Genomic DNA, 13,530 nt, shown 5'->3' on the forward strand with positions numbered 1-13,530 from the left:
GGTTGCCCACGTGTTACTCACCCGTCCGCCGCTAACCAACAGGAGCAAGCTCCTATCGATTCGCTCGACTTGCATGTATTAGGCACGCCGCCAGCGTTCGTCCTGAGCCAGGATCAAACTCTCCAAGAAAGTTGATGTAGCTCGAATTTTACGTTGGCTTCACTTCAATAAATGAAATGAATAATTATTGTTTGTTGACGTTTTTGTTTGTTTAGTTTTCAAAGAACAAGTTTACTAATTCTTTAATAATGGAGCGGGTGATGGGAATCGAACCCACAACAACAGCTTGGAAGGCTGTGGTTTTACCACTAAACTACACCCGCATATAATATTTTAACTGGTCGGGAAGACAGGATTCGAACCTGCGACCCCTTGGTCCCAAACCAAGTGCTCTACCAAGCTGAGCTACTTCCCGTACTTATGGCGCGCCCGAAAGGAGTCGAACCCATAACCTTTTGATCCGTAGTCAAACGCTCTATCCAATTGAGCTACGGGCGCATATTTTAAAAGCAACTTTTATATCTTAACAAACCGAAATTGTTTTGTCAAGTGTTTTTTGGTGCGGCCGAGAGGACTTGAACCTCCACGGGGTTGCCCCCACTAGGCCCTCAACCTAGCGCGTCTGCCATTCCGCCACGACCGCATTTAAAATAGCGACAAAAATAATCTTACCATACCTTTGAAGATATTTCAACAGGTAAATAATGGTGCGGGTGAAGGGAGTCGAACCCCCACGCCTTGCGGCGCCAGATCCTAAGTCTGGTGCGTCTGCCAATTCCGCCACACCCGCATAATGAAGTGGCTGGGCTAGCTGGATTCGAACCAACGAATGACGGAGTCAAAGTCCGTTGCCTTACCGCTTGGCTATAGCCCATCAAAAAAATTTCAAAATAAAATGGCGGTCTGGACGGGACTCGAACCCGCGACCTCCTGCGTGACAGGCAGGCATTCTAACCAACTGAACTACCAGACCATTTTTTAAGAAACAGGAAATGAGCTTATGTTCATTTCCCATCCCTGATGACCCCTACGGGATTCGAACCCGTGTTACCGCCGTGAAAGGGCGGTGTCTTAACCGCTTGACCAAGGGGCCTTTTTACTACGGAGAAGGAGGGATTTGAACCCTCGCGCCGGTTACCCGACCTACACCCTTAGCAGGGGCGCCTCTTCAGCCTCTTGAGTACTTCCCCATATGGCTCCGCAGGTAGGATTCGAACCTACGACCGATCGGTTAACAGCCGATAGCTCTACCACTGAGCTACTGCGGAATAACTTGTAAAATAAGGCGATTTCCTTATCGACTCTTCATATTATAATGACGTTAGCATTCAAAGTCAACATCATTTTACAAGAAAAATAAATTTCATTTTTTGTACTAACCTAAGATTACTTCTTTGATTTCCTTTAACTTTCCTCGGCATTTTCCGCAAACATACCGGTTCGTGTCGATCCTTCTTTTTCTTTGAAAATGAAGATGACAGTTTGTACATTCGTAAACGAGTATTTTTTTGACTGTTCTTTCCGGAAATTTTTCTTTAAGTGGTGTACAAAACCTCGGCGCTCCCACCTTTTTTAATAACCATTTAAAATCAAGGTCACGATGCTGATAGCCTTTTCCCTCAAGATGAAGATGGTAGTGGCAAAGTTCATGCTTGATGATTCCAATTAATTCGTTCTTACCGAATTGCTCCAAGTACTTCTTATTAAGTTCAATATTATGTGTACCTAAAAGGTATCTTCCACCGGTTGAACGCAATCTGGGGTTAAACGAAGCTTGATGTAGAAAAGGTTTTCCAAATGCCTCAATTGATATTTTTTCAACCAACCTTTGAAGCTCTTGTGCCTCCAATTTCCTTCCCTCACTTTCCACTTCACGGTTTTCATCTAACCATTACAATACGCTGTCCAAAATAACAAATACCTTCAAATTTCTAGTTAACATGACAACCCATTATAGCATATATTGTATTTACCTTTAATGATTTACTTTCAGGAGGTTTTACTATGCCGACTTGGTTTCAAAACCAAATGAAAAGAGCCTTTTATGAAAAAAACCGCTATCAAATCAAGCTTTTAAACCAATGCTGGTTTTTTTACAGAAAAAAACACTGCTCATAATTGCAGTGTTTTCCTTTGCTCTTAATATTGTTTTTCCGGCGGCAGCATGGTTAATGCCACACGGCCCTTATTCATATCAACCGAATCCACCCAGACTGTTACCACATCCCCAACCGATACGATATCTAAAGGGTGTTTAACAAATCGATTGCTTAGCTTTGAAATATGAACCAGTCCGTCCTGTTTAACACCGATGTCAACAAAGGCGCCAAAGTCGACAACGTTTCGAACAGTCCCTTGAAGTTCCATTCCCGGCTTAAGGTCCTCTAATTTCAAAACATCCTTTTTCAATAGCGGGCGTGGCAAATCATCACGCGGATCTCTTTCCGGTCTTACTAATGCATCAATAATATCTTTTAAGGTTAATTCTCCAATCGACAGTTCCTCAGACACTGTTTTTAGGTCTAGTGCATTAAGGGCTTCTTTTAACTCATCAGTTCCTAAATCCTTCGTTGCAAATCCAAGAGTGGTTAATAGTTTTTTCACTTCACCATAGTTTTCCGGATGAATTCCGGTGCGATCCAAGGGGTCTTTTCCATCTAGTACTCTCAAGAAGCCAATTGCTTGTTCAAACGTTTTCGCTCCAAGCCTCGGAACCTTCTTTAATTGGACTCTGCTTGTAAATTTCCCTTCTTCTTCCCGTTTCTTCACAATATTGTTGGCCGCAGTTTTCGTAAGGCCGGCAACATATTGAAGAAGTGAAGGTGATGCTGTATTAACATTAACCCCGACTCTGTTTACAGCCGTTTCTACGACAAAATGTAATGATTCTGATAAGCGTTTTTGGGAAACATCATGCTGATATTGGCCTACACCTACTGATTTCGGATCAATTTTTACCAACTCGGCAAGCGGGTCTTGTAAGCGCCGGGCGATAGATACAGCACTTCTTTCTTCTACCTGGAAGTTCGGAAACTCTTCTCTTGCTATATCAGATGCGGAGTAAACACTAGCACCCGCTTCATTGACAATTAAATAAAAAATTTCTTCGTCCATCTCTTTTAAGATATCTGCAACGAACTGCTCAGTTTCTCTTGATGCGGTCCCGTTTCCGATGGCAGCCATTTCTACCTTATACTCGCCAAGAATTTGGATGAATTTTTCCTTGGCTTCTTTAGTTTTTGAAACCGGTGGGTGCGGATAGATTACATCAATTTTCAAAACCTTTCCAGTTTCATCCACAACAGCAAGCTTACAGCCAGTCCTGTATGCCGGGTCTACCCCGATAACAACTTTTCCTTTGAGCGGCGGCTGAAGCAGCAAGTTTCTAAGATTTTCTGAAAAAATATGTATCGCCTGCTCCTCAGCCTTTTCTGTTAATTCACTGCGAATTTCCCTTTCAATCGAAGGTTGGATTAATCTTTTATAACTATCTTCAATCGCCTCCACAACAATCGGCGCGGCCGGTGAATGCTGATTCCGGACCCATTTTTTCGAGAGATAATTCATAATGAAGTCAGTATTCATTTTGATTGAAACTCTTAAAATCTCTTCCTTTTCCCCGCGATTCAGGGCCAGAATGCGGTGAGGGACGATTTTGCTTACTGGCTCTTCATATTCATAGTACATTTCATAAACCTTTTTCTCGTCCTTTTCCTCTTCCTTTACTGTGGAAGAGACTGTGCCCGATTTAAAGGTTTCTTTACGAATCCATTTCCGGCTATCCGCATCATCGCTTACCCATTCAGCAATGATATCTTTCGCTCCCGCAATCGCATCTTCAACGGAAAGGACTTTTTTTTCTTCAGATATAAATCCCTGTGCCTTTCCCTCAGCATTTTCCTTTGCGAAGGTCATAAGCCACTCTGCAAGAGGTTCCAATCCTTTTTCTTTTGCAACTGTTGCTTTGGTTCGGCGTTTTTGTTTGTATGGCCGATATAAATCTTCGACTTCTTGAAGTTTTTCAGCGCGATTGATGCTCTGGCTCAGTTCTTCCGTTAGTTTTCCTTGTTCAGTAATGATTCTTAGAACTTCTTCTTTGCGCTGCTCGAGATTTTGAATATATTGCCAGCGTTCTAAAATATTGCGAATCTGCACTTCATCAAGTGCTCCAGTCATTTCTTTACGGTAGCGGGCAATAAAAGGAACCGTATTGCCTTCGTTTAAAAGAGAAATTACGCTTTTTACTTGCTTAGCGGAAATTGCCTGCTCGGAAGCAATTTTACTAAACAACAATTGCTCATCATTTACGACTGTATCATTCACTTAAACAATCCTCCACTTCATCATTTCCATATTATTGTATCAAATCTATACAAGCGATTCACGAACCAAGGACTTGCTTGTTAATAAAGGATCTTTTCGTAAACTTTGTTGCTTTTAGAACTTAATAAGGGTCAAACACTTAAGTTTCTAGGCAATTTTCGCAAATGTTCTTACGAAAAGATGCCACGAAGCATTTAGTTATTCGGGTTGATGACTTATACGAAAAACAACAATCTATGCGAAAATAGCCTTAATAAACAAAAAAAGCAAGCCGGCGAGCTTGCTTTTGAGCAGAAAAACACAGTAGAAGAATAGAATATGTATAAAAAAACGCCCTTTCAAAAAGAGCGTGCTTTACTAGAATTCGATGAGACCGATGCTTACACGCAAGGCATCATCCACTTTTTCCATCATTTCGTCATCGAGATGGGTAATTTTATCGGTTAACCGCTGCTTATCTATTGTACGAATTTGTTCTAAAAGTATGACTGAGTCTCGTTCAAAACCGTAACGCTTCGCGTCAATTTCAACATGAGTCGGAAGCTTCGCTTTTTGAATTTGAGCTGTAATCGCTGCAACAATAACGGTGGGACTAAACCGATTCCCGATGTCGTTTTGGATGACAAGTACAGGACGGACGCCGCCTTGTTCAGAACCAACAACTGGGGATAGGTCCGCGAAATATACGTCACCACGCTTGACAATCAAAGGTTTATCCTCCGCTTACAAGACGTTCTACTGTGTGTTCTGCCTCGTATTCTGCTTGAAATGCCTCAGAAGCAATCCTTAAATTAATCTTTGCCATTTCCATGTAACCACGTCTCATGGATTCACGAATTTGTCTTTTTTTACGTTCGCGTAAATACATTTTTGTTGCTTGGTAAATAAATTCGCTGCGATTTACATTTTCTTGTTTTACAAAACCATCTAACTCGGTTAAAAGATGTTGCGGTAATTTCACTAAGATCTCCGTAGTTGCGCCAGATTCAGACACAAACATACACCTCCACCATCACTACACACCAATTTTTCTCTGTACCATATTTAATAATAACACTTATCAACCTAAATGCATAGACTAATTATTAATACTATTGTATTATAAGCCAATAAAAGAGTCTTTTATGCACAAAAAGTCCGCATTATCATAAATATGTTTTATTTTTTTAAAAACTACCTTTCTTTACTGTAGAAGGTAGTTTTTTATTTCGACAATTTTTCCGTTCTTTTTATAAAGACGTGGAACTCGACTCGTGATGATACATGGAATCTCGTAATTGATCGTTTCGAGTTTTTTGGCAATTTCATTAATGGATATAAACTGATGATGATCTTTCCCAATTAGCGTTACCTTCGTACCAACTGGGAGCTCTTGCGGCAGCCGCACCATGAATTGGTCCATACAGATTCTACCGACAATTGGAACGCGGATCCCATTCACTAACACTTCCTGGCTTCCAAGCTTTCGGATCCAACCGTCTGCATAGCCGACCGGTACGGTTCCTATCCATTCGTCCCCGCTTGCTTCATAAGTAGCACCGTAGCTGACTTTATCACCTTTATGCAGTTTTTTTACATGGACAAGCTTTGACCTTAGTGAAAAGGCTTCATTCAAAGGGAACGGGATTTCCGGTTCCATTTCAAGCGAAGGGGTCAGCCCGTACATGGCAATCCCCAGGCGGACGGCATTATAGGCATTGCTTTTAAACCTTAGTGTTGCGGCGCTGTTACTGCAATGAACATACTTCGGCCGAACCTTCAGCGCACTTACTAATTCTTGAAATAATTCAAATTGCTGATGGAAATAAGTTTGGTCCGGTTCATCTGCTGTAGCAAAATGCGTAAAAACTCCTTCAAGATGAAACCGCTCATCACGGGATATAAAATCCTCAAATTCCGCTAGTTCATCTTTAGTGCTGATACCAAGTCTCCCCATTCCGGTATCCAATTTTATATGAACAGACAGCCTGCTGTCTGTTTTTAAATGTTTTTGAGCCTCCAGCAGCCAATTCATTTGAAAAACAGTTAAGGTAATTTGGTGGTCACAAGCGTATTGAACGTCTTCTGCACGACTGGCACCTAATACAAGAATCGGCGCTGCAATGCCTTTCTTTCTTAAAGCCATTGCTTCATCCATAAAAGCGACAGCCAAATAGGATGCACCCGCAGCAAGTGCCTCGCTTGCCACTTGAACATCCCCGTGGCCATAGGCATTTGCTTTTACAACTGCAATGATTTCCACTCCATTTGGCAGAAGTTGTTTAACGGACGCTACATTCTTATGAATGCAATCCAAATCTACCTCTGCCCAGGTATCTCGATAGAAAAAGCCTCGCTCTTCCATTTTTCCACTTCCTAGTACGTTAATGAAATCCTATATTATTTTATCATAAAAATAGGTAAATACTTCAATAACACACAAAAACAGGCCCTTTAAAGAGCCTGGCAGAAGCGCCTTACTCAGCCCCGATATAGGGAGACTTATCGACTGGAAATCGTAGAGAAGCCAGAGATTAGTCTCCCATAATGCGTACAGAAAGCGTTAGCTTTCTGTAGCCAAGCACAAGACAAGCCGGCCGAAAGGTTGTTCTTTAACCTTTTAGACGGATTGGCTTGTGACCTCGAGGGGCTAGGCGCTTGCGCTAGAAAATTCTCGAAGCCGAAAATTTCTTTCTTATCTTAAAAAAAATTATTTCACTGCATCGCCTTGAACGGATTGTGCTGCTTCAATCATTTCTTCCCTAGTAAGGTTTTTTGAAGCAATCATGTAATCTACCCCGTCTTGTGTCCAGGAAATAGAGTGATTAGTTACGGCACCAATGGTTGTACCTAAATCTACCAAATCACCTTCTACATACATCGGTGAAGTGGAGACATCTTTTACATTTACTTTTTCTTGTACAAGTGTAAATGATTTTTTACCTTCATAGGTTAACACAACTCGTTTGCCGTCTTCGATACTTACATTATCTTCCTTAATTAACTTCGTTCCCGAAATAGCAGCTGTAGGATATTTCACGGTAAAGGAGGCATCTTTAGGCTCTGCCATTGCCGGCATTCCGATTTGAGCGCGTGTCATATTCTTATTCAATTTAAAATCATCTTTTTCAAAGCTTGTATTGAATTTAACCTTTTCAAATTCAACCGTAACAAGCGGCTTATGGTCAGGATCCATTACCTTTACAACTGCAGGTGAAAGATCTTTTTTATTTAGCTTAATTTCTTGAAATGGAAGCATACTATTATTTTGATAGCGTGTTTTTGTTTCAAAAACATAATAATCCTTGGTTGAAGAAAACTTCGCTTCTTTATCCATCATGATATCTTTAATTAATGATTCATACAAGTAAGCCTGACTGCTGTTTTGAGGCCAATCGCTTTGGAATTTGAAGCTTTTATTTAGGGCTGGAGTAAGGACAAATACCCCTTCATCATTCCGTAAAATCATTTGGCTTTGGTCTTTTTCGGCATTTTTCAAATTCACCCGATAAAACTTCTTATCCTTTTGCCAGATTTCCACATTATACACTTGGGAATCCGTACCCATTTTCAAAGTCATTTTTGCATTTACTTTATAGCCTGATAAATCATCTAGTTTACTACTTAACTCTTTTCTTACATCATCTTGAGACTTCGACCCGCATGCTGCAAGCAAAAAGATGACCATCATTCCCGTTATTAGCAGCAACAACTTTTTTCTCATTCCTTCAACCCCTTCTTGTCTCATTTCAAATGATTATGGAGAAGAGAAAGGCAGGGGTCAGAATAATCGCTTTCCAAAATGACCATAGCTGACCTTGTCTCTCCTAATTCTCTATGAATATATGAGACAACCATTAGGAATATGCTAACAAGGAGTCCAAGCTTTAAAAAATATCATGATTGCTTTCAATGACCACTTGAGCTACAGCATATTCCCGGCTGTGGGAAATCGATAAGTGAGCGTTAACATCTGGTTTTATAATTATTGGTTTTCCATACGGGTCCGAACCAATTTCAATATCCAAAAAGGATAGCTCTTTTCCTATCCCTGTGCCGACAGCTTTTGAAAAAGCTTCTTTTGCAGCAAATCGTCCCGCCAAAAATTCAACCTGCCTCCGGTCAGAAAGCACTTCGAATTTTTGCTTTTCCAGGTCGGTTAAAATTCGGTCAATAAACTTTCTTTGTCTTTGTAATAAATCCTGAATTCGTGATAATTCAATAATATCAATCCCAATTCCTTTAATCATGCTACAACTTCCTTCTAATTAAGTTAAAATCGGCATAAATAATAGTGTACAAGTCGTAAAAGTTCCAGGGGGTATCATATGTTTACAAGAACGGAAGGTTTTCGTGAATTTATCCGTTTGTATCCGATTGTTTCCATTATTATTGCCATTCATATTGTTTTATATCTTTTCACAGTGTTGCCAGTTTTCCCGAACTACTGGTTTTTCGAACATCTTTCAGGTGTGAACCTCTATATTTGGAAAGGCGAATACTGGCGGCTGATTACTCCGACCTTTTTGCATAGCGGTTTTGCCCATATGCTATTTAATAGTATTTCCTTGCTGCTGTTTGGTCCGGCACTTGAACGAATGCTCGGCGGTGGGAAATTTCTTTTTGTCTACCTTGTCTCTGGTTTGATTGCAAACCTTGCAACATTGGTATTTGAACCGATGAGTTATACACATGTCGGTTCAAGTGGCGCCATTTTTGGTCTTTTCGGCTACTATCTGGCCATTATCCTTTTCCGGAAAAATTGGCTGTCACGTCAGAACTCGCAAGTTATTCTCGTTCTTTGTGCTCTCAGTCTCATTATGACATTTTTACAGCCTAATATTAATATTATCGCCCATCTTTTCGGATTACTTGGAGGATTCCTGCTTGGAGCCATTCCTTATTACAACAAAAGAGAACTTTCCAACTCCATCAAAGATGTTACAACTTGGGCAAGTGGAAAAAGAAAGAGGATTACCGTTAAATCCCCCTTGAAGATTTTGTTTTGGGGCATCGTAATCTTAATCGTCATCATTGGCATTTTCTCACAAAAATGAAACCTTCCGTCCGTGGGAGGTTTTTCTTTTTCTAATATTTTATCAAGGAAAAGGACATTCTAACAAAAAGTTCATGGGGGGAGAAGTATGTCATTTTTTTCAAAATTAAAAAGGCTGCAGCAAACCCAAAAAGAAAATAAAAAAGTTTTTTTAGGGGCGGATTTTGACGTACGAATGGAATGGTTTAAAGAAACCTTCCAACAAAGTATTGATATCACCTTTCACGAATTAACGGCCAATCAAACGCGCTGTGGAATTGTGTTTTTACAATGTATGGTGGACCAGAAATTATTTGATGACCAGGTGTTAAAATATATTGTTTCGCCTAATTTTGCTTCATCCCCTAATGAATTAATTCATAAAATCCTTGATTTACAATCGATCAGCACAATGTGTACCAGCATTCTTACCGACATGCAGGAAGTATCTGAGAATATTTTGGATGGAAAAGTTGTCGTTTTTTTCGAAGGCGACAGCCGCATGATTGCTTTTCCTCTAACAAACTTTGAAAAGCGAACCGGCAGTGAAACTACAAATGAGAATGTAATTAGAGGACCAAGAGAGGCATTTTTGGAGGATATTCATACGAATGTCACGATGATCCGCAGAAGAATAAAAACGCCGGATTTAAAAATGGAACAACTTGTAATCGGAAAGTATACGAAAACGAAAGTCATCATTAGTTATTTAGAAGGAATTTGCAGAGATGATTTAATAGCGGAAGTGAAACAAAGAATTAGCCGGATTAAAATAGATGGCATCCTTGCAAGCAGCTATATTGAAGAGTGTATCGATGACCGTCCATTATCACCATTTCCTCAATCCCAAAAGACAGAACGGCCGGATGTCGCTGCTGCTGCTTTACTTGAAGGAAGAGTGGTCATTTTTGTCGATGGAGACCCAATCCCGCTTATTGCTCCTGTAAATTTTTACATGTTTCTTCAAGCCGCTGAAGACTATTATCAACGATATTTTCTTACCAGTTTTATTCGCTTGCTCCGCTACGGCTGGTTAATCGTTTCACTGACATTCCCATCCTTTTATATTGCGATTACCACCTTTCATCCTGAAATGATTCCGACGAGTCTTTTATTGAGTGTTGCTGCCTCACGTGAGAATGTTCCGTTTCCGAGTATCGTGGAAGCACTTTTAATGGAAATTGCTTTTGAAGGGTTGCGGGAAGCAGGGATTCGCACCCCAAAAGCAGTCGGTCAGGCTATTGGAATCTTAGGAGCAATCATCATCGGACAAGCGGCCGTGCAGGCAGGGATTGTTTCTGCAATCATGGTCATCATCGTCTCGATTACCGGGATTGCCTCCTTCGTGATACCCGGTTATGATTTAGGATTTTCCGTCCGGCTGCTTCGTTTTCCTCTCATGATTTTAGCAGGTACCTTCGGAATATTCGGTTTAATGATTGGGACTATTTTAATTTATATCCATGTAGTAAGCCTGCGTTCATTTGGCATGCCTTATCTTTCACCTACAGCTCCGCTTAGAGTAAGCGATTTAAAGGATATCTTTATCCGCGCACCATGGTGGGTGATGCAGCGCCGACCTTCTTTTGCCGGGTCAAACGATCGCATTCGCTCAAATGTCGAGAAATCCATACTCGAGGATGATGAAGATTAATGAAAAATCTAAAATGGGCTTTCTTTTTATGCCCTTTATTATTAACAGGCTGCTGGTCACAATTGGAACTCAACGAACGTGCTTTTGTCGCCGCCATCTACATTGATAAAGCCTCAAATGGCCAAATGGAGGTAAGTCTTTCGTTTACCCTGCCAAATCGCCTTGTACCTGGCGATCTTGGCGGTGCCGGTACGTCTGGAAAACCATATACAATTCTTTCCGCAACCGGAAAGTCCTTCACAGAAGCCTATAAGAAAATACAGGCAACTATTACCAGAAGTATTAGCTGGGGACATACAAGGATCATTGTAATTAGTGAAGAAATGGCCAGGGAAGGAATCAAGGATATATTGGAGTTTGTTGTCCGGGAACCGAGTTTAAATATTAACCAGGCATTATTAATTGCACCGGGAAAGGCAAAGGATATTGAAGAATTGACTCCGATATTTGAACGGTTTCCAACCGCTATTCCTATATCGTTTACACAAAGAAAAGTTACATTAGATACAACCCCAAAAGACTTTCTTGAAACGAGAAATGGTGATATGATTGTCGGTCTATTAGCAAAGAAATACATAAAAATGCTAAGTGAGGATAGGAAAGAGGGGCTCTTTGTCAGCCCTGGGGAGATGGCTTTGTTTCATAACTATAAAATGGTCGGAAAATTAGACATAGAGGTGGGACGAGGATCGTTCTGGCTCCGCAATCTGGTAAAAGGGGCTGAAGTAACAATAAAATCACCGACAGATCAAAATTTGATCAGTTTATTAGTGATGAATGCTCATACAAAAATTCGCCCTTCTAAAAAAGAGCCGTACACATTTAATGTGGAGATAAAAGCGGATGGGAATATTTCGGAATCCCACTCAGATATGGATTTATCAAATCAAAAACAAGTAGTTCGACTAGAGCGAATAGCTGAAAAGCAAATTAGAAATAGAGTTCAAGCCGCTTTAAAGGCTTCGCAAGAAGTGAAGGCGGATGTTTTTCAATTTGGTGAATACTTATCGTGGTATAAACCCAAAATATGGAAAGAGATAAAAGGAGACTGGCCGGAAGTCTATAGTCAAAAGGCAAAAATAAATGTTCATCTTGATTTACAAATCGAACGTCACGGTGCAGAAAATAACCCATTTTGGGAAAAGGAAAGAAATTCATGATTTTAATCATCCTGGGATTTATCATAATATTTGGCTACGAGTGGGCATACTTAAAAAATAAAAATCGAAAAAAAAGAACCTATTGGATTGTTTTTTGTTTCATGGGTGCTTCCTTTATTTATTGTATTTCTACCGTATTATTTAAACAGATGCCAAGTCCAAGTGATTTCATTCAATTGTTATTTAAACCAATACAACAGAAAATTTTAGGTTAGGTGGATTCTTTTGAAAACCCAACAGATTACCCAAAATCAATTAATGCTTTTTTTCATTCTTTATTTTTTCTCCACATTGGTTGGATTTGGTGCTAGCCACCTAATTTACCTATCACAGTATGATTCAGTCCTTGTTCTTTGTATAAGCGCTTTAGCAGGAATTATTCTTGCCTTTTTTGTCATAAAACTCGCGATGCGAAGACCAAACGAATTTTTCACCCACTACGGAAAGGAGATCTTCCCCAGTTGGATCCATATTCCGATTATGGTGATATTCTTTATTTCCTTACTGCAAATAAGTGCACTGATTTTAAGAGAATATGAAGATTTCATCGTGCAAACCTATCTCCCAAGAACACCTAATTGGGCAGTCGGCTGCATGTTTGGAATTGTTGTCGCAGTTACAGCAAGGTTAGGATTTGAAAATTTATTTCGGATTGCCCAGGGGTTATTTTACCTCGTGATTCTTGCCAATATCGGAAACATGATTTTTATTGGCAAGGAATTGCAATGGGAACGATGGATGGCTTTTGTGACCAACCATAGCGGTCAAGGAATTTTTGCGGGCAGCTACTCCACTGCCTCTTTTTTTGGAGAAATCATTATTTTACTCTTCTTATTTCCCTATTTAACTCAAAAGCATAAAACCTTAAAGTCAATCATCTGGGCAGCATTTTTCTCTGTTATATTTATTGGTTCAAACATTTTTTGGTTATTACTCCTTTTTGGCCCGAATTTATCCAGTCATCTAACTTATCCAATGTTAGAGATGATTCGCTATATTCGAATTGCTGATTTCATCCAGAACCTAGATCATTTACTAATTTCTATTTGGGCAACAACCGTTTTTATAAAAATTACCGTTTTATTTACGATTTCACTTCAAATCTCTGCCCATCTATTTCGCTTGAAAGATCATCGCCCCCTGACGTTTTCATTAACAGCCGTGATTATTGCATTATCCTTAAACATGGGAAGTGGAAGCGCAGAAATACAGAGCCTTTTTACCCAATCATGGTCCACTTTTTCCTACTTTATAGAGTCTATCCCTTTACTATATTTAATAATGGACACAATCAAACAATCTTTAAAGAAAAAATCAAACAAAAAGTTGAAAGAAAGCTAAAAAGAGCATGGACATAATGCCCATGCTCTTTCCTATTT

The 13,530-nt window shown here is 40.0% G+C and carries 12 protein-coding genes, 10 tRNA genes and 1 rRNA gene; 5 read left to right on the forward strand and 18 right to left on the reverse strand.

The genetic code is table 11. The annotated features are described in order from the left end of the window. The 12 genes from BIV60_RS02520 to BIV60_RS02575 form a co-directional block, all read right to left on the reverse strand. Positions 1 to 129: ribosomal RNA gene (locus tag BIV60_RS02520) — 16S ribosomal RNA — on the reverse strand; the annotation flags it as partial. A 120-nt stretch (positions 130 to 249) separates the two neighbouring features. After that, positions 250 to 323, reverse strand: a tRNA-Gly gene (locus BIV60_RS02525). Between the two features lie 15 nt (positions 324 to 338). Continuing rightward, positions 339 to 415, reverse strand: a tRNA-Pro gene (locus tag BIV60_RS02530). Between the two features lie 6 nt (positions 416 to 421). Continuing rightward, positions 422 to 498: transfer RNA gene (locus tag BIV60_RS02535), tRNA-Arg, on the reverse strand. A 59-nt stretch (positions 499 to 557) separates the two neighbouring features. Further along, positions 558 to 643, reverse strand: a tRNA-Leu gene (locus BIV60_RS02540). A gap of 62 nt (positions 644 to 705) precedes the next feature. Continuing rightward, a tRNA-Leu gene (locus tag BIV60_RS02545) sits at positions 706 to 790 on the reverse strand. A 9-nt stretch (positions 791 to 799) separates the two neighbouring features. Further along, positions 800 to 874, reverse strand: a tRNA-Gln gene (locus tag BIV60_RS02550). Positions 875 to 896: 22 nt separating this feature from the next. Next, a tRNA-Asp gene (locus tag BIV60_RS02555) sits at positions 897 to 973 on the reverse strand. A gap of 48 nt (positions 974 to 1,021) precedes the next feature. Continuing rightward, positions 1,022 to 1,093, reverse strand: a tRNA-Glu gene (locus tag BIV60_RS02560). 9 nt (positions 1,094 to 1,102) lie between these two features. Further along, positions 1,103 to 1,190 (reverse strand) — tRNA-Ser (locus BIV60_RS02565). Positions 1,191 to 1,193: 3 nt separating this feature from the next. Further along, positions 1,194 to 1,268, reverse strand: a tRNA-Asn gene (locus BIV60_RS02570). Positions 1,269 to 1,375: 107 nt separating this feature from the next. Beyond that, complete coding sequence (locus tag BIV60_RS02575) at positions 1,376 to 1,849, reverse strand: SprT family protein (protein ID WP_071354165.1); 474 nt, start codon at positions 1,847 to 1,849, stop codon at positions 1,376 to 1,378. 155 nt (positions 1,850 to 2,004) lie between these two features. On the opposite strand from BIV60_RS02575, the gene cmpA reads away from it, so the two are divergent. Then, positions 2,005 to 2,118: a cortex morphogenetic protein CmpA gene (gene cmpA / locus BIV60_RS29050; RefSeq protein ID WP_127484595.1), complete on the forward strand. Its 114-nt coding sequence runs from the start codon at positions 2,005 to 2,007 to the stop codon at positions 2,116 to 2,118. Positions 2,119 to 2,139: 21 nt separating this feature from the next. Here the strand turns inward: cmpA and BIV60_RS02580 are convergent, their stop codons facing one another. The 6 genes from BIV60_RS02580 to acpS all read right to left on the reverse strand — a co-directional run bounded on the left by BIV60_RS02580 (position 2,140) and on the right by acpS (position 8,552). After that, positions 2,140 to 4,293, reverse strand: a complete 2,154-nt coding sequence (locus BIV60_RS02580; RefSeq protein WP_177177206.1) for a Tex family protein — start codon at positions 4,291 to 4,293, stop codon at positions 2,140 to 2,142. Between the two features lie 387 nt (positions 4,294 to 4,680). Continuing rightward, positions 4,681 to 5,031, reverse strand: coding sequence for a type II toxin-antitoxin system PemK/MazF family toxin (locus BIV60_RS02585; protein WP_026574157.1), 351 nt, complete (start codon positions 5,029 to 5,031; stop codon positions 4,681 to 4,683). Positions 5,032 to 5,035: 4 nt separating this feature from the next. Then, a complete protein-coding gene (locus tag BIV60_RS02590) occupies positions 5,036 to 5,317 on the reverse strand; it encodes a CopG family ribbon-helix-helix protein (protein WP_071354167.1) in 282 nt (93 codons plus the stop codon). 189 nt (positions 5,318 to 5,506) lie between these two features. After that, positions 5,507 to 6,667: an alanine racemase gene (gene alr / locus BIV60_RS02595; protein ID WP_071354168.1), complete on the reverse strand. Its 1,161-nt coding sequence runs from the start codon at positions 6,665 to 6,667 to the stop codon at positions 5,507 to 5,509. Positions 6,668 to 7,012: 345 nt separating this feature from the next. Continuing rightward, a complete protein-coding gene (locus BIV60_RS02600; RefSeq protein ID WP_071354169.1) occupies positions 7,013 to 8,026 on the reverse strand; it encodes a LolA family protein in 1,014 nt (337 codons plus the stop codon). 163 nt (positions 8,027 to 8,189) lie between these two features. After that, a complete protein-coding gene (gene acpS, locus BIV60_RS02605) occupies positions 8,190 to 8,552 on the reverse strand; it encodes a holo-ACP synthase (RefSeq protein ID WP_071354170.1) in 363 nt (120 codons plus the stop codon). 78 nt (positions 8,553 to 8,630) lie between these two features. On the opposite strand from acpS, the gene BIV60_RS02610 reads away from it, so the two are divergent. The 4 genes from BIV60_RS02610 (at position 8,631) to BIV60_RS02630 (ending at position 13,492) form a co-directional block, all read left to right on the forward strand. Further along, a complete protein-coding gene (locus BIV60_RS02610) occupies positions 8,631 to 9,359 on the forward strand; it encodes a rhomboid family intramembrane serine protease (RefSeq protein WP_071354171.1) in 729 nt (242 codons plus the stop codon). Positions 9,360 to 9,446: 87 nt separating this feature from the next. After that, the gene (locus BIV60_RS02615; protein ID WP_071354172.1) at positions 9,447 to 10,991 is read left to right on the forward strand and encodes a spore germination protein; all 1,545 of its coding nucleotides are present in this window, start codon (positions 9,447 to 9,449) and stop codon (positions 10,989 to 10,991) included. Further along, positions 10,991 to 12,151, forward strand: a complete 1,161-nt coding sequence (locus BIV60_RS02620; protein ID WP_071354173.1) for a Ger(x)C family spore germination protein — start codon at positions 10,991 to 10,993, stop codon at positions 12,149 to 12,151. The genes BIV60_RS02615 and BIV60_RS02620 overlap by 1 nt, the downstream gene beginning before the upstream one ends. Before the next feature lie 225 nt (positions 12,152 to 12,376). After that, positions 12,377 to 13,492 (forward strand): GerAB/ArcD/ProY family transporter, encoded by a 1,116-nt coding sequence (locus tag BIV60_RS02630; protein WP_071354175.1) that lies wholly within the window; start codon positions 12,377 to 12,379, stop codon positions 13,490 to 13,492. Positions 13,493 to 13,530 lie beyond the last annotated feature (38 nt).

The organism is Bacillus sp. MUM 116 (assembly GCF_001866655.1).
GTDB lineage: Bacteria > Bacillota > Bacilli > Bacillales > Cytobacillaceae > Neobacillus.

Bases quoted from the DNA above. Each gene is read 5' to 3' on its own strand.
- cmpA (WP_127484595.1), top strand. From the start codon at position 2,005: ATGCCGACTTGGTTTCAAAACCAAATGAAAAGAGCCTTTTATGAAAAA.
- alr (WP_071354168.1), bottom strand. From the start codon at position 6,667: ATGGAAGAGCGAGGCTTTTTCTATCGAGATACCTGGGCAGAGGTAGAT.
- BIV60_RS02600 (WP_071354169.1), bottom strand. From the start codon at position 8,026: ATGAGAAAAAAGTTGTTGCTGCTAATAACGGGAATGATGGTCATCTTT.
- acpS (WP_071354170.1), bottom strand. From the start codon at position 8,552: ATGATTAAAGGAATTGGGATTGATATTATTGAATTATCACGAATTCAG.
- BIV60_RS02610 (WP_071354171.1), top strand. From the start codon at position 8,631: ATGTTTACAAGAACGGAAGGTTTTCGTGAATTTATCCGTTTGTATCCG.
- BIV60_RS02615 (WP_071354172.1), top strand. From the start codon at position 9,447: ATGTCATTTTTTTCAAAATTAAAAAGGCTGCAGCAAACCCAAAAAGAA.
- BIV60_RS02620 (WP_071354173.1), top strand. From the start codon at position 10,991: ATGAAAAATCTAAAATGGGCTTTCTTTTTATGCCCTTTATTATTAACA.